General features: G+C 64.0%; 19 protein-coding genes. 13 read left to right on the top strand and 6 right to left on the bottom strand.

The annotated features are described in order from the left end of the window. Positions 1-11 precede the first annotated feature (11 nt). Both ACTEK7_RS25645 and ACTEK7_RS25640 read right to left on the bottom strand, forming a co-directional pair. Complete coding sequence (locus tag ACTEK7_RS25645) at positions 12-530, bottom strand: hypothetical protein (protein WP_225147266.1); 519 nt, start codon at positions 528-530, stop codon at positions 12-14. Between the two features lie 40 nt (positions 531-570). Continuing rightward, positions 571-1,740, bottom strand: a complete 1,170-nt coding sequence (locus tag ACTEK7_RS25640; RefSeq protein ID WP_225147267.1) for a site-specific integrase — start codon at positions 1,738-1,740, stop codon at positions 571-573. 286 nt (positions 1,741-2,026) lie between these two features. Here ACTEK7_RS25640 and queD point away from each other — a divergent pair, with 286 nt between their 5' ends. The 4 genes from queD to ACTEK7_RS25620 all read left to right on the top strand — a co-directional run bounded on the left by queD (position 2,027) and on the right by ACTEK7_RS25620 (position 6,191). Continuing rightward, positions 2,027-2,383, top strand: a complete 357-nt coding sequence (gene queD, locus ACTEK7_RS25635; protein WP_036014055.1) for a 6-carboxytetrahydropterin synthase QueD — start codon at positions 2,027-2,029, stop codon at positions 2,381-2,383. A gap of 237 nt (positions 2,384-2,620) precedes the next feature. Further along, positions 2,621-4,486, top strand: a complete 1,866-nt coding sequence (locus ACTEK7_RS25630; RefSeq protein ID WP_225140599.1) for a tetratricopeptide repeat protein — start codon at positions 2,621-2,623, stop codon at positions 4,484-4,486. 59 nt (positions 4,487-4,545) lie between these two features. Beyond that, positions 4,546-5,448 (top strand): hypothetical protein, encoded by a 903-nt coding sequence (locus ACTEK7_RS25625; protein ID WP_225147268.1) that lies wholly within the window; start codon positions 4,546-4,548, stop codon positions 5,446-5,448. Positions 5,449-5,549: 101 nt separating this feature from the next. Beyond that, positions 5,550-6,191, top strand: a complete 642-nt coding sequence (locus ACTEK7_RS25620) for a hypothetical protein (RefSeq protein ID WP_225147269.1) — start codon at positions 5,550-5,552, stop codon at positions 6,189-6,191. A 90-nt stretch (positions 6,192-6,281) separates the two neighbouring features. On the opposite strand, the gene ACTEK7_RS25615 is transcribed toward ACTEK7_RS25620, so the two are convergent. Both ACTEK7_RS25615 and ACTEK7_RS25610 read right to left on the bottom strand, forming a co-directional pair. Continuing rightward, positions 6,282-7,073, bottom strand: coding sequence for a phytanoyl-CoA dioxygenase family protein (locus ACTEK7_RS25615; RefSeq protein WP_225147270.1), 792 nt, complete (start codon positions 7,071-7,073; stop codon positions 6,282-6,284). A gap of 184 nt (positions 7,074-7,257) precedes the next feature. Then, on the bottom strand, positions 7,258-7,584 hold the full coding sequence (locus ACTEK7_RS25610; protein ID WP_036014049.1) for a hypothetical protein: 327 nt from the start codon (positions 7,582-7,584) through the stop codon (positions 7,258-7,260). A 275-nt stretch (positions 7,585-7,859) separates the two neighbouring features. Here ACTEK7_RS25610 and ACTEK7_RS25605 point away from each other — a divergent pair, with 275 nt between their 5' ends. Beyond that, a complete protein-coding gene (locus tag ACTEK7_RS25605) occupies positions 7,860-8,525 on the top strand; it encodes a class I SAM-dependent methyltransferase (protein ID WP_036014038.1) in 666 nt (221 codons plus the stop codon). A gap of 15 nt (positions 8,526-8,540) precedes the next feature. Then, a complete protein-coding gene (locus ACTEK7_RS25600; protein WP_225147271.1) occupies positions 8,541-9,584 on the top strand; it encodes a zinc-binding dehydrogenase in 1,044 nt (347 codons plus the stop codon). Between the two features lie 30 nt (positions 9,585-9,614). On the opposite strand, the gene ACTEK7_RS25595 is transcribed toward ACTEK7_RS25600, so the two are convergent. Beyond that, positions 9,615-10,478, bottom strand: a complete 864-nt coding sequence (locus ACTEK7_RS25595) for a LysR family transcriptional regulator (protein WP_225147381.1) — start codon at positions 10,476-10,478, stop codon at positions 9,615-9,617. A 102-nt stretch (positions 10,479-10,580) separates the two neighbouring features. Between ACTEK7_RS25595 and ACTEK7_RS25590 the strand changes: the two genes are divergently transcribed. The 7 genes from ACTEK7_RS25590 (at position 10,581) to ACTEK7_RS25560 (ending at position 19,455) form a co-directional block, all read left to right on the top strand. After that, positions 10,581-11,891 (top strand): aspartate aminotransferase family protein, encoded by a 1,311-nt coding sequence (locus ACTEK7_RS25590; RefSeq protein ID WP_225147272.1) that lies wholly within the window; start codon positions 10,581-10,583, stop codon positions 11,889-11,891. Between the two features lie 20 nt (positions 11,892-11,911). Further along, positions 11,912-13,522 (top strand): gamma-glutamyltransferase family protein, encoded by a 1,611-nt coding sequence (locus ACTEK7_RS25585; protein WP_225147273.1) that lies wholly within the window; start codon positions 11,912-11,914, stop codon positions 13,520-13,522. A gap of 200 nt (positions 13,523-13,722) precedes the next feature. Then, positions 13,723-15,882, top strand: a complete 2,160-nt coding sequence (locus ACTEK7_RS25580; RefSeq protein ID WP_225147274.1) for a GumC family protein — start codon at positions 13,723-13,725, stop codon at positions 15,880-15,882. 2 nt (positions 15,883-15,884) lie between these two features. Continuing rightward, positions 15,885-17,048 carry a glycoside hydrolase family 5 protein gene (locus tag ACTEK7_RS25575; RefSeq protein WP_225147275.1) on the top strand — a complete coding sequence of 388 codons (1,164 nt, stop codon included), beginning with the start codon at positions 15,885-15,887 and terminating at the stop codon, positions 17,046-17,048. Between the two features lie 54 nt (positions 17,049-17,102). Next, complete coding sequence (locus ACTEK7_RS25570) at positions 17,103-18,662, top strand: hypothetical protein (protein ID WP_225147276.1); 1,560 nt, start codon at positions 17,103-17,105, stop codon at positions 18,660-18,662. Positions 18,663-18,767: 105 nt separating this feature from the next. Continuing rightward, positions 18,768-18,986 (top strand): hypothetical protein, encoded by a 219-nt coding sequence (locus ACTEK7_RS25565; protein ID WP_036026528.1) that lies wholly within the window; start codon positions 18,768-18,770, stop codon positions 18,984-18,986. Positions 18,987-18,996: 10 nt separating this feature from the next. After that, positions 18,997-19,455 carry a hypothetical protein gene (locus ACTEK7_RS25560; protein ID WP_225144971.1) on the top strand — a complete coding sequence of 153 codons (459 nt, stop codon included), beginning with the start codon at positions 18,997-18,999 and terminating at the stop codon, positions 19,453-19,455. Positions 19,456-19,542: 87 nt separating this feature from the next. On the opposite strand, the gene ACTEK7_RS25555 is transcribed toward ACTEK7_RS25560, so the two are convergent. Then, positions 19,543-19,971, bottom strand: a complete 429-nt coding sequence (locus ACTEK7_RS25555) for a hypothetical protein (protein WP_225147277.1) — start codon at positions 19,969-19,971, stop codon at positions 19,543-19,545. Positions 19,972-19,991 lie beyond the last annotated feature (20 nt).

The following is a 19,991-nucleotide window of genomic DNA, read 5'->3' as shown; positions in this document are numbered from 1 at the left end:
GACTCCGCTCGTTACTGCATCCCGGACTGCACTAGCTGGCCGTTATCGACCGCCCGACTACTCGGCACCGGAAAGGTTGGTCCGGTGAAATGAAAGCTCGTCACATCCCCATGACCGCGGAACGGCTTGAGGTAGGTAGCTTCGATGCGGGTGATAGCACCGGCCTCGCACCTGGCCTGAAGGCCCCAAAGCAGGCCCTCCGGCACATAAGCGAATAATGACCGGGTGGTTCGCGACAGCTGTATTGAAAAAAGGCTCAGACGTGAGTCGGAATCGCCAACCCGATCTTCCCTAAGGCTGCGCTCGAAGGTGAATGCGCATTCGATGGCCTGGCCGATGTGCTCGGGTTGAGGGGGATCGATTTCAACTATGCTGCCGAGCAGGGTGATGATTGCTTCCTCTGTCGTATGGCGCGGCCGTTCCGACGAGTGACAGCAGGCGAAGTAGCTGAATGAACAGTTCCGGATGTCGATGATCATACGGTGTTCGGGGATCTGGGATTTGCGGGCAGAAGATTTCGGGCGGGACATCTCGATCTCGCTCTTGCGTGATGGATTTATTGAGAAGGGCTCAACGCGCCTCTGGCGCCTTGGGGGTTAGAGCGGCTCCCAGGCTATCGGCGATTTGCTGGCCGACGGATCTGAGCGGATCGTTTGCGAGATGGGCGTAACGCTGGGTCGTGGCTGGATTCTTATGACCCAGCAGCTTGCCGATGATGTACAGAGATGCGCCAGAACCCGCGGCAATGCTGGCGAAGGTGTGGCGCATGTCGTGGAGCCTAACGGTCTCCAAGCCTGCTCGGTGCCTAATCGATTTCCAGGTGGTCTTCAGTTCCTTGACTGACTCTCCCTCCTTCCGTCCTGGAAGGACGTATGGGTTACCCGCCAGCCTGGGCAGCTCGCGAAGAACCGCAGTTGCCAAGGCGTTCAAGTGGATGGGCTTCCTGCCGCTCTTGCTGTCGGGCAAGAACAGCATCGATCGCTCGAAATCGACGTAGTCCCATTTGAGTGTCAGAATCTCACCGCGGCGGGCTCCTGTGAACAGAAGGAGACGGATAGCCGCGATCGTGGATGGCAGGCTGCGACCGCTTTGCTCGGCCTCCTGGATGGCCTCGGCTAGGCGGTTAATCTCCTCCGTAGTGAGAAAACGCTCGCGAGGACTCTCGCGATATTTCTCGATATGGCGACATGGGTTGCTATCTTTGGGAACCAGTTCCCGCGCTTCAGCGAACGAGAACATCTTTGAGACGACGGCAACGGTCCGATTTGCCTGGTACGGGGTCTCATGCAGATCGTGATGGAGGCCGGCAATGTCAGCGTTCTTGACGTCCTTAGCGATCCGCTTTCCCAGCTTCGGGAGAACGATCCGGCTCAGGATGTCCCGGTAGAGGCTGGCCGTACTGGCTTTGCGCTTCGTATCGACGTGTTCGGCTAGGAACAGCTTTGTCAGCTCCTCGACGGTGAGGTCTTTCGTCGTCGACCTCCCGCTCGACGGATCTCCGCCACGAGCGATCTCACCTAGCATGCCGACGGCATGACGCCGCGCTGTGTCCGGCGTCCATGGGGCGCCATGCTTGCCAATCGTGAACCATCGCTGGCGCCCGTTCACGCGCGTCTTCAGACCATAGACCTTGTCCCTCCGCTGGCAACGAACGGAGAACCCGGACAGCTCGCCGTCCCAGACGATTTCGCCGGGTTTGAGGGAGTCGACGACGCGCTTGGTAATACGTTTCGTAGTCATTATACCGACCGAAATAGCTACACCGAGTAGTAGCTACCAGATAGCAACCTAGCAACCAGGAAATAGGGCGTAGATCCGCGACCGGATGTCGCTGACTTGATTGAAGAATATAGCTAAATCGTAGTGCTTCGTACGTCTGAGTAGCTAGACCCTGAAACTACGAATCTGAGGGTCGGACGTTCGAATCGTTCCGGGCGCGCCATTCTTTGCCGAAAGGTCAGGACAGGACAGCATCTGGTCGCCAGACCGGCCCGAGACCGGATGGCCATGCCGTGTGGGGAGCTGGATGAGGATATCGCAGGCGTTCAAGTTCGAGGCGGCGCATCGGCTGCCAAACGTGCCCGAGACTCACCGGTGCAGCCGGCTGCATGGTCATTCCTATCGGGTCGAGGTCCAGCTGGATGGGCCGGTCGACCCGCACACCGGCTTCGTCGCTGATTTCTTCGATATCGAGAAAAGCTTCGCCGGCATCATGGCGGCGCTGGACCACCAGTGTCTGAACGAGGTCGACGGCCTCGCGAACCCGACCGCCGAGAATATCGCGGTCTGGATCTGGGACCGCTTGAAGCCCAGCCTGCCGCAGCTGTGGGCGGTCCGCGTTTATGAAACGACGGATTGCTGGGCCGAATATCAGGGGCGGTGACGACGGCCCGCTGACCCAGCGCCGGCCTCACCGTCGCCATATGGGAACCCGCAGGGAAACTCAGGATCAGCCGTACGAGCGGAGTGGTGCTGCTTGCGCGCCGCCGGACGGGTCTCATTGCTCACGCATATATGAGCTGTGTTGATAACCGCATGCGGGTTGGAAGGTTTAATTTCAAGCTGGCGTAGAATGTCCGCAATGCCAGTTGTGCTTGGCCCCTGTACAGGGAAACCGTTGATGGAACGCAAGCTCGCCGCGATCATGGCCGCCGACATCGTCAGCTACAGCCTGATGATGGCCGAAAACGAGGCCTCCACCTATAAAGAGCTGCGCACGGTCTTCGACAATCTGATCGAGCCCACAGTCGCGCAGCATGGTGGACGCATCTTCAAGAAGACCGGGGACGGGTTTCTGGCGATGTTTCCCAGCGTCAACGAAGCCGTTGATGCGGGCTCTGCCATCCAGCAAGGGTTCGACAACGCCCCGTTTGAGCTGCGCATAGGCATCAACCTCGGTGATGTCATCGAGGATAATGGCGATATGTACGGCGACGGCGTTAATGTCGCCACACGGCTCGAGACGATGGCCGATCCCGGTAGCATCTTTGTTAGCGGCGCTGTCGTCATGGCCGCAGACCGCAATCGCGGCGATGTGTTCGCGCGTGTGGGCCGTAGGCGCGCCAAAAACATTCCCGACCGTCTTAACGTCTACCGGGTCCGACGCGCGCAATCCTCGTGGTCTCGCTGGCGAAAAGTCCCGCGCGTTCTACGCGGTACCGCTGCGCGCTGGTCGTATGGCGTCGCCGCCGTAGCCCTTGTCCTCATCGGCACCCAAATCCAACCGCTTTCCCTGGCGGCGATGGTCAGCCGGCTCCCGGCCGCGCTATCTTTCGACCAGACCCGCGCCGACCCGCGCCCGTCAGTTGCGGTCATGCCCTTTGCGACCATGGGCGGGGACCAGTCGTACTTTGCAGACGGGCTGACCGAGGATGTGACCACGGCGCTCGCAAGGAATTCCGAGCTTCAGATCATCGCGCGCGACTCCACCTATGCCGTGCGCGGGCAAGACAGCGATATGCGCAAGCTCGGGGCAAAGCTGGGCGTTTCCTACGTGGTGGAAGGCAGCGCGCGCCGCGAGGGGGACCGGCTTCGCGTCTCGGCGCAGCTGATCGACGTGAAATCGGGCGCGCACCTTTGGTCGCGCAGCTTCGACAGGCAGGTTGCCGACGTCTTCACCGTACAAAGCGAGCTGACCACGGAAATCGTCGCCCAGCTCGCGCCGTATATCGGCCGAAGTGAAGCCATCGCTGCCGCGCAACGTCCGACCGACAACCTTCAGGCTTACGATCTTCTCCTGCGGGCCCGTCATCGATACCGGCATGGCGTCCAGGATGCGGAAGCACTTATGGAGGCACGCGGCCTCTATCAGCGCGCGCTGGAAATGGACCCGGCCTATGCCGCCGCCCGTGCGGGCTTGGCCCTCACTTACATCGCGGATGTGGCCAAGAGGTCGAGTGGTCGGGCGACAGCGCATGAGCTGGAACTAGGTCTTAGCGAAGCGCGCCAGGCTGTGCGCCTCGATCCCAATCTCTCGCTCGGCTATCAGGTGATCAGCTTCGGGCTGGCGGTGCAGGGCGATTATGCGGGCGGCTTGCAGGCCGCCAAGCGCGCCGTCGAACTGAATCCCAATGACCCGGATAGCATGATGGCATTGGCAAAAGCACAAGTCCGTTTCGGGGACTACGCGGACGCCGTTGCCAATGCCGAACGGGCACGTCGCCTCCATCCCATGGCACCGGAATATTACGCCTACGTGCACGGCCAGGCTCTTTACGCCGCTGATCGTCGCGATGAGTCGGCTACCGTGATCTCCGAATGCCTTGTAAGGGCGCCGCGCGATGCCAACTGCCTGCTCATCCAGGCTGCGCTGCAAGGGCGGCGCGGTGATATAGAAGCGGCGCAGCTGACGATGGCAAGCTTGGTAGGGGCCCAACCGACATTTTCGTTGGAGGCAGAGCGCTCTTATCGCCGGTTTGGCAACAAGCCGCTCATGGAGCAGTTCCTGAAGGACCTGACGGTGGCGAAGGCACCGGGGGCTGCGTAATAGGATTTTTGTTCAGTTTCATCTCGTCGGGCGCACCGTTTCGATAGTAAGTTCGTCCGATGCGCACGATCGATCATCTATTCTCCCGCTTCGTTTTATTCCTTGCCATCGCAGCCGCCCCGGTGCTTCCCGTGCGCGCGGCCGAAACCTGCCCGTTCATCAGCGCCCAGGAGCTCGCCCGGGCGATGCCGGCGCTGAAATGGTCGCTGATTTCGAACCAGGACGGCCGCGGCTGCATCTACCAGGCCGGGCGCGGCGACACGATGATGCTCTCCGTGTTCCGCAATCCCGACAAGGACCGCGCCAGGGAATTGTACGCGACCTTCGTCAAGACGCTTGGCGAACGCATGCCGCTGAGCGCAGTGTCCGGAATCGGCGACGAGGGCCAGGGTGGAACGAGCGCGGCGGGCGCGGAACGCCAGGAGGCCTCGGTCGTCGCCCTGTCCGGCGATTACATCCTGCAGATCAGCGTCTATCCGGTCGGCCGGCGTGCCGATGATGCGCTGCTCGCGCCGATCGCTGAGGCCGCGCGCGTTGCCGTCGGCAATGTGAGCAGGAGCAGCGAGCGGTTCGGCAATTGCGAGTGGCTCACGGCCGCGGATGCCGACGGCTTTCTCGACAACGGCACGCTGACGGTGCAGCGGACCGGGGCAGGCAGCTGCATGATGTTCGATCGTGAGGCCAACACCATGACCGTCGCGGTGATCACGACCTCGCGCGATACCGCCATCGGCATGATGAAGCGTGCAGGGCCATGCACGCACGTGGCGATCCCCGAGCTCGGCCGCGAAGCCTTCGGCGAGCATTCCTGCACCAAGGGCAACGGCAACGCCGTCCACATCCATGTCTGGAAGAACGGCCGCCAGGCTTCGATCCTGTTCGCCCCGGTCAAGCCGCATCCGCAGTCCGGCTCGGTCGAGCGCCTGAAGGCGGTTGCCGCGCGGGTGTATGGGAAACTGTGACGACGGTGGTCGGGGTCACACTTGCGTCGCGCAATTCTGGATTGCGTTTGCCGCGGGCGCAGCTATCGTCCCACACCGCACGGTCTGCTGGAAAGCCCTTGATGTCTAAGCGTCGCACATGGTCCGCAGCCAGTGACTTGATCTGTGTCGCTGCCGCGCTGCTGCTATCAGCCCTCACCGCCGATGCCCAGGAGGCACAGTGGTCTCCGTTGTGGGATGCCTTGACGAAGCGGTCCGACGCAAAGGTGGTCGATGGCGTCAATGACAAGGGCAAGGCGACGCGACGTATAGATCTCTCCTCGGGGGTGTCCTTCTTTTTGGAGCGCGATGGCGACCGGATCATGAGTACCGGGTTCGACAATAGCGGACGCGGAGCCGTGCAATGCAGTTGGGAGATTTATGTCGGGGTTCGAGCCTACACCGAAGCTTGCCAGCCGAGCGAAGATCAAGCCTTTGAAGCCGATCTGGACGATGCGATAGCTCGCATGAACGAGTTCATCGTTGAGAACAGCATCGTTCCCGTGACCAAATCGGAGCTTCAGGATGCCATTCGGCAACGTAAGCAGCACGTCGGGGACGTGGTGCGCGGGCAATCCGACGACGATCGCCGCAAGCTGTGCGAAGCCAACCCTATTCGTCCCATGAGCATTGCATTGCGGTCCGCTTCGCACGACTTGCGAGTTTCAACTTTGAACACGCTCTTGTCCGTCAAGCGACCACCGGTGAAGAATCCGTGCCTTTGAGCGTGCCGCTGCCGGCGTGATGCGGTTTCGCAAAACGATGCAAGACGACAGCAACCGCCGGGACCCTCGGAGGTCCCGGATGTCATCCGCCTAGACCGTCAGCCCGCAAGCCCGCCGGATCGCGATCTGAACCGGCGAAGGTGGCAGCGCCGGATCGAATTCGCGCTTCGGCAGCAGCGGAGGCTGTGCCATGAAGCGCGGCTCTTTCCCGCGGTGGGGTTGCGCGGCATGAACCAGGAACGGGTGGCACAGATAGGCGGTGCCTGGCTTGCCGGTCGCAAGTTCAACCTCGCGATCCCTTGTCGACGCCCAGTCGCCGGCAGCAAGTTGCCGGAGCGTTGCGCCCGCCTCGCCATGGGGCAGTAGCTCCCGCGCGATGGCCGCATGCGAGCCTTTCCGGATTCGCGTGGGCGCATCATCGTTTCCGACGTCCGAGAACAGGAAGAGCATCAGCAGCGCACGGCCGCTGCTCTTCACATTGGCACGCCATTCCATGAAGTCGGCATGGGCTGTGCCAAAGCTCATGTCCACATGCCAGCCATCGTCGCCTGGCGATTGCGATGACGGGAAGCGGATCGGAAAGGTTCCGAGGCCCCTGGGCGCAAGCCAGCGCCCTTCGCCGGCGAGCTGATCATAGGCCTTGTGCAGACGCGGCGTGTTCGCGGCTTCAATGAAGGGGGGCGTCGCTTTGGCGCCGACCCGGACAACGGGCTGGGTCCAATGTTCGGGCTCGTCCGGCGACAGGCCGATATCCGCCCACAGCTCGTCCCTGCATTGCTTGGCAAGGTCGGTGCTGAAGGCATTCTCGAGTTTGACGAAACCGTCGTCGATGAAGGTCTGGACCTGACGGGGCGTCAGGCCAACCTGTTCGGTCTTGGGCATTGCACATCTCTCCGTTCGGCTACCGCAGCGCGCGTAGCCGTTTGATCTGAGTGGCGCAGGAGCGCCGGAACGACGTTCGGCCGTTCAGATCAGCGGGAAGAATGTGGAGATGAACATCATGGCGGGAACGTATAGCGCGGCGGAGCGGGGAATCAAGACACGGACAAGCGGATGAGCGAGGCCTTCACCGCAGGCCCTGCTCGTCGATCAGGATGCGGTGGATCTCGATGCGCTCCGGCAGCTCGATCAGAAACTCCGCGTCGCGCGCGAGATGATGGACCTTGGTCGGCTCGCCCTTGGTGAAAGCCGTCATGGCTGCGATGTCCGCCCAATAGGAAATGGTGGTGAACCACGTCTCCTCGTCGCGGTCCTCGCGCAATTGCTGCACGCCGAGCGCGGTCTTTCGCAGTGGCGGGATGCCCTCGGCCTGCAGATAGGCCTGGTAGGCGTCGGCGAGGTCGCGGCGGGTACGGCCGCGCCAGACGCGGGCGATGGTCGGCTTGGTCGGCATGGCAGGATTCTCCTCGCTGCCGAACGCCGTGCGGCGCATCTCGTTCCAGCGTCGCCATGTCACGGCCGCCGGCAGCCGCGGCTGGAACCTGGCGCTTGGTCGGCACTGGCGAATCATGGGCCGGATCTTGACCGGCGCCGCGGCAGCATTTCCACATCATTGATCTGAAACAATGATGGTCTTCGCCACAAATGCTAGGGCCAGTCGCAGGTCACGTGCGAGGCTCCCCAGGCCGGCCAAGACAATCTCCGCGCGTGATGAAATCCGAGGGCTCAATGGGACGACTGCTGAATATCGTAACGCCGCTGCACACTGCGACCAAGCGCGACTACATGGGCCGCATGAACGACGACAAGATCGGCTGCTCGCTGAAGGCGCGGGAGTACGAGGCCGATTACTGGGACGGCGATCGCCGTTTCGGTTATGGCGGCTACCGCTTCATCGAGGGGCGCTGGGCCCCGGTCGCCAAGGCGCTGATCGAGACCTATGGCCTGAAGGACGGGTCGAGCGTGCTCGACGTCGGCTGCGGCAAGGGTTTTCTGTTGTACGAGATGCAGAAGATCCTGCCGGGTCTGAAGGTCACCGGCTTCGACATTTCCAAGCATGGTCTTGCCAATGCACACGAGCAGGTGAAGCCGTATCTGTTCAACTATCGCGCCCAGGACGTCTATCCCTATGGCGACGACAGCTTCGACCTCGTCATCTCGCTCGGCACCCTGCACAATCTCAGGCTCTACGAGCTCGAGGCCGCGCTCAAGGAGATCGAGCGGGTCGGCAAGAACAAATACGTCATGGTCGAGGGCTACCGGAACGTCACCGAGCTGCACAACCTCGAATGCTGGGCGCTAACGGCAGAATCCATCCTGCACACCTCGGAATGGATCTGGCTCTACGGCAAGCTCGGCTACACCGGCGACTACGAATTCATCTATTTCGAGTGAACGGGCGCGCGATCCATGGACATCAAGACCGCGAAGGCCGCGATACTCGTCGAATCCGGCAAGCCGCTGATCGTCGACGAGTTCAATCTGCCCGACAGGCTCGAGCACGGTCAGGTGCTCGCCCATGTGCACACGTCGAGCATTTGCGGCGCACAGATCAACGAGATCGACGCCGTCAAGGGCGTCGACAAGTTCCTGCCGCACCTCTTGGGGCACGAGGCGCTGGCGACCATCGTCGAAACCGGACCCGGCGTCGTCTCCTGCAAGCAGGGCGATACCGTCGTCATGCATTGGCGGCCGGGCAAGGGCATCCAGTCCAACACGCCGGTTTATTCCTGGCGCGGCAAGCGCCTCAATGCGGGCTGGGTCACCACCTTCAACGAATATGCCGTGGTGTCGGAGAATCGCGTCACGCCCGTTCCTGATACGATCGACCGCACCAGTGCGCCGCTGCTCGGCTGCGCGGTGACGACCGCGCTCGGCGTCGTCAACAACGATGCGCAGATCGCCATCGGCGAATCCGTCGTCGTATTCGGTGTCGGCGGCGTCGGATTGAACATCGTGCAATTCGCCGCGATGGTCGGCGCCTGGCCGGTCATTGCGATCGACCGCCTCGACAACAAGCTGGCCATGGCGAAGGATTTCGGTGCCACCCACATCATCAATTCCGAGACTGTGAAGGATGTGGCCGCCGAGGTCCGGTCCATCACGGGGGCCGACGGCCCCGACAAGGTCGTCGAGACCACCGGCGTCAAGAACCTGATCGAGCTCGCCTACGAGATCACCGCCAAGAAAGGCCGCTGCATCCTCGTCGGCGTGCCCCGCGAGAAGGCCGAGATCTATACCCTTCCGTTGCACTTCGAGAAGGTGCTGAAGGGCTCGGAAGGCGGGCAATGCCAGCCCGCGCGCGATATCCCGCGCCTGGTGCGACTCAGCGACGCCGGCAAGGTGAGCTACCGCGGCATCGTCACCCACGAGTTCGCGCTCGACGACATCAACGACGCCTTGGATCTGATGCGCAGCGGCACATCGGGACGGATCCTCCTGAACATCAGCTGAGCGCTGCGCTCGCCGCGCACGCGCCGGTCACTAATCGATCTCCGCCTTGGTCTTCAGTCCGGGCAACACGGTGCGGACGTGCTCGGCCAGCGTCGTCGCCAGCAGCGAGGGCTTCGCCTCCGAGAATTCGAGCGCGATGCCGATGGTCGGAAGCAGGGGCAGTCCGGCCGAGACGACGTGTAGATCGAACGGGACGGCGGTTCGTGTCAGGACGCTGATCGCATGACCGGACCGCGCGATCGCGATCAGGCCGGCGAGGCTGTTGCTCGCGTAGGCGACCCTGTAGCGCCGATTGACCGCGTCCATCGCGGCGCAGGCGGCGCGGTAGTCCAGGCTCATCGGCGCCGCCAGCGCCAGCGGCAGCACATCCTGCGTCAGTATTTTCGGTTCGGCCTCGTTCGCGACCCAGACGAAGCGCTCCTCGCGGATCACCTCGCGCGCTCCGGCATCGGACAGCGAGACCAGCGCCATGTCGATCTGGCGCCGCGCCAGCATCGGGCGCAGCTCGGAGGTCGGTGCGCAGACCATGCGCAGCTCGACATTGGGATGCAGCGCGCAGAACCCCTTCAGCAGTGCCGGCAGGAAAGCGATCGAATAGTCCTCCGGGCAGCCCAGGCTCAGCGTCCCCTCGAGACTCTCGCCGCTCATGTCGGCGAGAATCTCGTCGTGCTGCGCCAGCAGCATCTCGGCGTGGGCGAGCAGTTTCTCGCCGGCCGCGGTCAGTCTCATGCCGGATCCGCTGCGGTGAAACAGCGGCTGCGTGATCGTCTGTTCCAGCCGTTGCATCTGCATGCTGAGCGCGGACTGTGTCCGGCCAATCTGCAAGGCCGCCAGGCTGATCGAGCCGGTGCGGGCCACGACGACGAAATTCCTCAGAAGGTTGAGATCCAGCATCGACATCAAGAAGATTGATATCCAGATTGAATTATATCAATTAGCCTGAAGTCAAATTCTTGACTAGAGGTCGGACGTCCCCCAAGCGGAGAGGTGGCTGTCATGACCTTGAATGCCGATCCCGATTTCTGGGCGTCCGCCAACACGCATCTGACCCGCTATGGGCCGAGTTTCGAACCCGTCATCATCGAGCGTGCGGCCGGCAGTTTCGTCTACGACGCCGACGGACGCGCCATCCTCGATTTCACCTCGGGTCAGATGAGCGCTGTGCTGGGGCACACGCATCCCGACATCGTCGCCACGGTCGCACGGCAAATGGGTGCGGTCGCTCATCTCTTCAGCGGCATGCTCTCGCGTCCGGTGGTGACGTTGGCCGAGCGTCTCGCTGCGCTTGCGCCCGGTCTCGACCGCGTGCAGCTGCTGACGACAGGCGCGGAAGCCAATGAAGCGGCGATCCGGATGGCCAAGCTCGTCACCGGCCGGCACGAAATCGTCGCCTTCGCGCAAAGCTGGCACGGCATGACCGGCGCGGCGGCGTCGGCGACCTACAGCGCGGGCCGGCGCGGTTATGGGCCGGCCGCGATCGGATCGTTCGTCATTCCCGCGCCGAACGCCTATCGGCCGCGCTTCAGGAACGTCGACGGCAGCAACGACTGGCAGACCGAGCTCGACGATGCGTTCGCACTGATCGACAGCCAGTCGACCGGTAGTCTGGCGGCCTTCATCGCCGAGCCGATCCTCTCCAGCGGCGGCATTCTGGAACTGCCGCTCGGCTATCTCGCGGCCTTGAAGCAAAAATGCGAGCAGCGCGGCATGCTGCTGATCCTCGACGAAGCTCAGACCGGAATCGGCCGCACCGGGCACATGTTTGCCTTCGAGCGTGACGGCGTGGTGCCTGATATTCTCACGCTGTCGAAGACGCTCGGCGCCGGTCTGCCGCTCGCCGCGGTCATGACGACAAAGGCCATCGAGCAGACCGCGTTCGAGCGCGGCTTCCTGTTCTACACCACGCATGTCTCCGATCCCTTGCCCGCCGCGATCGGCGTCACGGTGCTCGACGTGGTCGCGCGCGACGGGTTAGTGGCGCAGGCAACCGCCAGGGGCAACAGGCTCCGGGATGGATTGCTGTCGCTGCAGCAAAAGTTCGAATGCGTCGGTGACGTCAGGGGCCGCGGGCTTCTGCTTGGTCTTGAAATCGTCGTCGACCGGCAGTCCAAGACGCCGGGGTTTGAACTCGGCGCGCGGATCATGGAGGAGACCATGCGTCGCGGTCTCAGCATGAACATCGTCAAGTTGCCCAGCATGGGCGGCGTATTCCGCATCGCGCCGCCGCTCACGGTGTCCGAGGCCGAAATCGATCGCGGTCTCGAGATCATGTCGGAGGCGATCCAGGCTGCTGCGACGACGCACTGATCGGGGAAGGCCTTTTCCGGATGCAACTCGCCAGGACATATGGGCGTCCGACGCTGTTCTCGCGGCACGGCATGGTCGCCGCCGCGCATCCGCTCGCGGCACAGGCCGGTGCACGAATCCTGATGCAGGGCGGCAATGCGTTCGATGCGGCCGTCGCCACGGCGGCCGCCCTCAACGTGGTCGAGCCGTTCATGTCGGGGCTTGCCGGGTTTGGACTGGCCACGATCTGGGTGGCGATCGAGCAGCGCATTCGCGTGCTCGACTTCGCGCCGCCGATGCCCGCAAGCTTCCCGGTCGGCAGATACACCAGCAGATTCGAGCTCGAGCGCGGTCCGCAGGCAGCCTCGACGCCCGGCAATCTCGCGGGCTGGTGCGAGCTGCTCTCGCGCTATGGACGCAAATCGCTTCCGGACGTCTTTGCGCCGGCGATCACGCTGGCGCAGGGCGGCTTTGCGCTCTCGGATTTCGGTGTTGATGAGATCAACGAGCAGGTGCCGCTGCTCGAACCCTGGCCGGAGCTGCACGCCGCACTGGTCAGGAACTATCTCCCGGATGGAATGCCGGTGAAGCTCGGCAGCATCGTCGCGCAGCCTGATCTTGCGCAGACTCTTGCCGAGATCTCCGAATGGGGGCCCGAGCATCTGTATGGCGGCAAGCTCGGCCGGCGGATCGTGGACTATCTCGCCACGCTCGGCGGCAGCCTGACGCTGGACGATGTCATCGCCGTCAAGCCGCACTGGTTCGATCCCCTGACCGTGTCCTATCGGGGGCTCGAGCTTCACGTCCCGGCGCAGCAATGCGGCGGCTTCCAGTTCGCCCTGACCCTCAAGATCCTTGAAGGCTTTGACCTCGGGCGTCTGCCGAAGGACGGCGCCGATCATCTCGACACGGTCTATCGCGCGATCCGTCTCGCCGCCGGCGAGCGCATCGCCCATGGCAATCTGGGACCGGATCAAGCCGCTGCAGCAATGTCCGAGGCGACGATCGCGCGGCTTCGCCAGCGTGTGAGCGACGGCCGGCCGATCACGGGCCCGACGGAGCAATGGATGCCGCAGGATCGTGCCGATCCCGGCCACACCACCTCGTTCTCGATCGCCGACGCCGAAGGCAATCTGGTCTGCATGACGCAAAGTCTCGGCAGCCCGTTCGGCAGCGGCGTCGTGGTGCCGGGGACCGGCGTTTGCCTCAACAATCATCTGCATTGGGCCGACGTGCAGCCGGGAAGCCCGAACCTCGCCAAGCCGGGCGATGCGTTGCCGGTGACGCTGGCACCGTCGATTGCGACGCGCGGCAGCCGTCCGGTGCTCGCGCTGGGGACGCCCGGCAGCTACGGCATCCCGCAAACCCAGGCCCAGGCTTATGTGCAGCACATCGAGTTCGGCCTTCCGCTGCAGCAGGCGATCGAGGCGCCGCGTTCACGGCTGTGGGACGGCCGCTTCATTCAGGCGGAGAACCGCATCGCGCCGGAGACCATCGCCGAACTGAAGCGCCGCGGCCACGAGATCGAGATCTTGGACACCGAATGGACCATGCTCTGCGGCGGCATGCAGGCCGTCGCGCTCGATCCGGTAACCGGCGTGATGACGGGTGCCGCCGATCCGAGGCGGGACGGGTATGTCATCGCCTTGTGAGCGGTCTGCACATCGAGGCGAGCGCAGGCAGGCCCGCCGATGTGCGCCGCGCCTGAATGGCTGGCCGCGTCGCGTTAACGAATCGTTCACCGCCCAAGACCATCCCAGCCCGGCCCAGCCGTAACCGCCGGTTAACCATGGATATTTACGGTGTAGCAAGCCTCAGAGCTATGACTGTCAGTTGATTTCGAGTCCAACCCATGGCGTTCGGTAGCCGCGCATCTCCGCGAAGCATCGCCCCGACGGAGCAAGCGGCTTCGTGGGAAGCGCCGCGCGCTGCGAAGGCGAAGCCTGACGGCGCCTCGCCGGGACTGACCAAGGGATCGCTGACCGTCTCCGGGACGCTGTCCTTTCTGCGCGAGAACGGCCGGCGCATCCTGACGCTGACGCTGGCGCTGTTCGCCCTCGGCGTCGTCGCCCTGATGGTGCTTCCGGTCCGCTATGCCGCGACGGCCTTGGTCGTGCTCGATCCGCGCGAGCTGCGCGTGACCTCGGAGCAGGACGTGCTGCCCGGCATCGGCCAGGATGCCGCGGCGCTGCAGAGCCAGATCGAGATCGCCAAATCCGACGGCTTCCTCCGCCCCCTGATCGAGCAGCTCAAGATCGCGGACGACGACGACATCGCGGGCGGTTATACCGACATGACGCGCCTGCTCGAAAGATTCCGCAACCGCCTCGAGATCACCCGGCGCGGGCTGACCTACGTCATCGCGATTTCCTTCACCTCCAACCGGCCGGATCGCGCCGCCTACTACGCCAATGCCATCGCCGAGGCCTTCGTCGCCAGCCAGGGCCGCGTCCGCACCGAGGCGACGGACGAGGCGGCCGGCTGGCTCCAGGACCGGCTGAAAACGCTGAGCGAGCGCCTGCGCGCATCGGAAGACGCCGTCGCCGCCTTCCGGCTCGAGCACAACATCGTCAATGCCGGCAAGGAATCCACCACGCAGCAATTGCGGGTGACCGACCTGACCCAGCAGGTCTCCGCCGCCCGCGCCCGCACCGAGGAGGCCAAGGCGCGCTACGAGCAGGTGCAGCGCGACGTCAAGGCCAATGTCGAAGGGCCGGTGAAGCAGGATCTCCTCAGCATGCTGCGCGCGCAGCGCTCGGCGCTGAACGACCAGATCGCGCAGAAGAAGGCGGTTTATGGCGACCGCCATCCCGACCTTGCGATCTCCTACAGCCAGCTGGCGGACATCAACCGGCAGATCGAGATCGAGCGGAAGAAGAACATCGATACGGCCAAGTCCGAATATGAGGCGCAGCTGGAGCAGCAGAACGCGCTGGAAAAGCAGCTCAAGGCGGTCGAGACCAAGATGCTGCGCGACGGCCAGGCGCTGGTGAAGCTGCAGGAGCTGCAGCGCGACGCCGATGCTAACCGCAACATCTACGAGCAGTTCCTGTCGCGGTTCAAGACCACCAATGAGCAGCGTCAGCTGCAGGCGTCCCAGACCAAGATCGCATCGGTTGCCATTCCGCCGTTGCGCTCGACGCGTCCGCCGCTCGCCTTGCTGCTCGCGGCGCTGGCGATCGGCTCGCTGCTGACGTCGACCGCCGCCGTTGCGGTGACGACCAGCCTGTCCGCCGACAAGCCCGAATCCGTTGAGGCGCCTGTCTCACGTGAAGCGGAGGAGACGCCCAACCGGCAAGTTTCCCCTCCTGCCGCCGCCGCGCGCCCAGCCGAGGCGATGCCCCGCCTTCCTGTCTGGGCCCGCATCCCCGAGCTGGCGCCAGGAACCGGGATCAACGGAGGCGGGATCAACACGGTCTGGCAAAGACCGGTCAGCGCGTCGGCCGAGCTCGATCTCGGGCCCCACTTACGGCCGCTGCTCGAACGCATCGACCGCGTGCCGGTGCGCGGCTGCAAGGTCGCGCTGGTCTTGTCGGTCGGCAAGAGTGCCGGCGGCAACACCGTGGCGCGCGCCCTCAATCGCGCCGCCGTGAATCGCGGCATGATGAGCGTGCTGATCCGGCTCCAGCCGGAATTTGCAGGCACCCAGCCGCCGGTGACCGAATGGCAGGACGGCTCGACCACGGCGGGACTTCAGTCGATCGACGAGCTGCTCAGTGCCGGCCGGAAGCCCGATGCTCGGCCCGAGGACGATATCCGCTCGGAGTTCGACCTGATCGTGGTACACGCCGGTAATCTCGCCTTGCAGCCCGACGCCATTGCGCTCGCCGCGCATGCCGACCTGATCGTCCTGGTGGCGCGCGCCGGCGAGCTCGACTCGTCCGCGATGCGCAGGGTGACCGCGGCGCTGGCGAGATACGCGGCGGTGCCGACCGGCCTCGTCGTCAATCACGTGCCCGCCGATTCGATGGCGCCTCAGCCCGACGGTGGCGCTTTGGGCCTTGCGGTGTGACGATGACAGTCTTGCGCCGCCGTCTGCTGGCTGCGGCGATGCTGTTGTCGATCGCGGTCGGCCGTCCGGTATTCGCCGAGGATTGCGTGCCACTGCCGTCGACGGTTTCGCCCGGGCGGCTGGCCGCCCTCTCGCGCGGCTTCAACGCCGACGGTTGGATCAACGGTGCGCCACCGAGCCGCGCGCTGCTGCAGCAGCTGCGCAAGGCGGGCATGAGCCATGTCCGCCTGCCGGTGCCGGCGGAACGCGTGATGCCGCGCTTTGCCGCAAAGGACGAGCGCCAGGCGACGCTGCGCGTGCTAGACGGCGCGTTGAAGCAGCTGACCTCGCTCGGCTATTCCAGCTCCGTCGACCTTCATCCGGGCGAGCGCTTCAATCGCCTGCACAAGGATGATCCGGATGCAGCGATGGGCGAGATGCAGGAGGCCTGGCGCGCGCTTGCTGGGGTCATTCGGTCATATCCAGCCGATCTAGTCTTCGCCGAGTTGCTCAACGAACCCGATATCGAAGCGGACCGATGGCAAAAGGTGGTCGAGGCGCTCGCCGCCTTCGTTCGCCGGTTGCTGCCCGCCACCACGCTCATCGTCGGTCCGGTCAATTGGCAGCGCGCGGACTCGCTGCCGCGGTTTCGCCCGCTGGCGGACCCTGACGTCGTCTACGCCATCCATTTCTACGACCCAATGGTGTTCACCCATCAAGGCCATTGGGACGCGCGCGATCCGCTGCACGACATCATGGATCTGCCTTATCCGATCAATGCCGGCGATCCCAAGGTTCAGGCGCTTCGGCAGGATTTGCAGGCTAGGGCCGCGGTCAAGGCGCTCGCCATGCTCGATACCGCGATTGCCGCCGCCAAGGAGAAGCCGGGAGCCGATCGCTGGCTCGCGCCCGCGCTCGCATGGCAGCAGCAATTTTCGCGGCCGATCGTCGTCAATGAGTTCGGCGTGTTGAAAGCCGGCGCCCCCCGGCAGAGCCGGTTGCGCTGGCTGGCGGAGGTCACTGCCTATGCTCGCGCGCATTGCTGGGGCTGGGCGCATTGGGAACTGGAGCAAGGCTTTGGCCTCGTCGATGCCGCAACCGGCAAGCCCGATCCCGACGTGATGCGGGCGCTGCTCGGCGCGCCCGGCCGGCCTGAACGTGCTCCCGCTGCGCGCCGCGATCGTTAACGGATCCTTACCCCTCGCGCGGCTATCGTGTCCGGCGCGATGGAAGGACGATTGATGAGCGCCGGGTACTCACCGCAAGGCCAGAGCGTGCAGGCCGCGCCGTCGCCTCCGGCCTGGCGCGAGCTGGCCGCGACCTTCTGCATCGCCATCGCGACGATCAGCTCTGCGCCGGTTCTGCATCTCGCCAATCCCGCGCTGGCCATCATCATCGAGGTCCTGATCGGTATCGCCATCGTCGTTGCGGTCCCGACCTGGGCCCCGGCGGTCGCGATCTTCGTCCTGTTCTTCCAGAACCTGTTCGTCTCCATCCTGTCGCCGCTGGTCCCGCTCCCCTCCGATCTCGACTTCATCAAGGGCTACAATTTCCTGATTTGCTCCGTGATGTGGCTGGCGACGTTTGCGCTCTACGTGCTGGGCCAGAGGAGCCAGTCGAGGGAAATCAATCAGATCATGCGCTGGGGCGTCGTCACCCTCGCCGTCGTCTCGCTCTATTTCGCGATCGGCTTCGTCCAGGACGGACAGCCGGCGGCGGTCTATTTGCGCAACATCGTTCTGCCGCTGTTTCTGTTTCAGCTGTCGCTCCTGACCGCGGCAACCTTTGAGGTGCGCATCACGCCGTTCCTGGTCGCGCTAGCGGTCATCCTCATGCTGTGCGGCTATGTCGAGCTCGTCTTGCGCGATGTCTGGCTGGCCGTCACCAACGGCCATACGTTCTGGGGCTTCGACGAGCTCAAGGCGACCCATTCCGGCGTCTGGGAAACCCAGATGCGGCAGACCGGCAACGTGCCCGTCACACTCAAGGATCGTTTCAGCTTCGATTTCCTGAACACGCCCTTGCTCGAAGGCTTCGGCCTGTCGAAGATGCTGCGCATTCACGGCCCGAACATGCACCCGATCAGCTTCGCCTACGGGATCGGCTTTCTCGCCCTGTTCCTATTCTCGGTCGGACGCCCGCTGCTCGCCCTGGCAGCCCTGCCGCTGCTGGTCTTCTGCAGCGTGAAGGGAGCGCTCATCACCGTCATCTTCGTGGCTGCAGGCTGGATCGGGACTCGCCTCATCGGTGCCGTAGCGACATTGTTGCTGGGGTTCGCCGGCATGATCGCCTTTGCGATCCTGGCGATCCGCATCGGCCTGCAGATCGGCGACTATCACGTCATCGGCCTGATGGGCGGCCTCGACGGATTCGTGCAGAGACCTTACGGCCGGGGCCTCGGCATCGGCGGCAATTTGTCGGAGAGCTATTTTTCGATCGATTGGAGCGCTGCGCAGGCGGCCGGCACGATCGACGGCGCGGTCGAAAGCGCGATCGGCGTCCTCTTGTACCAGATGGGCATCGCGGCCTTCGTGCCGCTGGCCTTCTATTTCGCGATGGCGCTCAAGGCGTGGCGCCTCTACGCGTCGTCGGGATATCTGACGCAGGGCCTCGCCGGCTTCGGCGTGCTCGTCGTTCTGCTCAACGGATTATTCCAGGAAGAGGCCCTGTTCGCGCCGCTCGCGCTGGGCCTGATGCTCTCGCTCGCCGGTCTCGTCATCGGCAGCCATGCGAGGGTGCAGAGCGTTGCAAACGAGCATGCCGAGCCCGCTCGGCTCACCGGCTACCAGCCGGCTGCGTGAGCTGCCGACCTGCCGACGGTCCCGGTACTCGGGACCGTGCCCATCCAGGAACTTCCGGTTTTTCCCGGCGTTGAACAAGACCCGCACAAGCGGCCGACGCACGCGATGAAGAATTTTTCCAACGCCGAATTTTCTCCCGAGGTGATCGAGATCATGACGACCGCGCTGGAAGCTGCCGTTGCGACCCTGCCGGATCCCGTGCATTCCTCGCATGTCAACGCGCTCGCCGAATCCATCCTGCGCACCGCCGGCGCTGGCGAGCGGGACGTCTCCAACCTGCAAAGGATGGCCTTGATGGAGCTGCAACTGGCGCCGCGCAAATGACGGGGCGGACATGAAGACATTGCTTGCCGCAATCATCGCGCTCTGTGCGACATTCTCGATCGCCTCGGCAAGCGGCTGGAGGACTTACCGCATCCCGGAATCCGGAACGTCGGTCGACATTCCCGCCGCGATCTTCACCGAACCGGCCGGCAAGCCTGACGGATATGGGCAGCATTTCCGCAGCTCCGACGGCAATGCCGACTTCACCGTTCAGGCCGTCGAGAACCGGCAAGGTCTGTCGCCGGCCGAATTCCTCGCCAGCAAGAATCCGCCGACGGGGATCATCTACAAACGGATCAGCTCGAACTTCTTCGTGGTCTCGAGCATCAAGCGCGACAAGATCTGGTACAACCGCTGCAATTTCGCGCGCGGCTACGTGCACTGCGTTCTGATCAACTACCCGGCCGCCCAGAAGCGGCGATGGGATGCCGTCGTCACCCGGATCAGCCACAGCCTGCGTGGTGGCTGAGCCGGCTCGCAAGACGGAAAGTCGCAAACGGAAAAGCTGCCCGGGCCAAGCCGGGCAGCAGGTGGTGAGGAATAGAGCCGCGCGATGCTAGCGGGCCGTCGTCGTCGTCCTCGACATTGTCGGCTTCGAGCCCGGCACATGCGACATCGTCTTGGTGGTCGAGCCGACCTGCTCGCCGGCCTTGACCTTGGTGCGGGTGTGCGAGCGGCTGAACGTGCCGCCATCATGGGCTTGCGCGCGGGCGTTGGAGTTCAGTACCGGACCGTTGCCCTTGTTCATGCTGACGCCGGTCTTGGTCTTGCCGTCGACGGTAGCGGCGCTTCCGCCGGCCGCGATCGAAGAGCCGGTGCGGCCCGTCGCCAAGGTGGACGTTCCGCCGGTGCCGACGGTGGAGGCGGAGGTGCCGCCCGCTGCAGCCGAGCCGCCGCTGCCACCGGTGATGCTGGTCTGCGCCAGCAATGGTGAAGTGGCGGCAAGCAGAAGCGCGACCGCCGAGGTCGTAACGAGTGTTCTCATGTTTTCAATCCTTTCTATGC

The organism is Bradyrhizobium sp. JHI2711 (assembly GCF_056156565.1).
The sequence above is the reverse complement of the archived record's forward strand: the minus strand, read 5'-3'. Positions and strand labels throughout refer to the sequence as shown.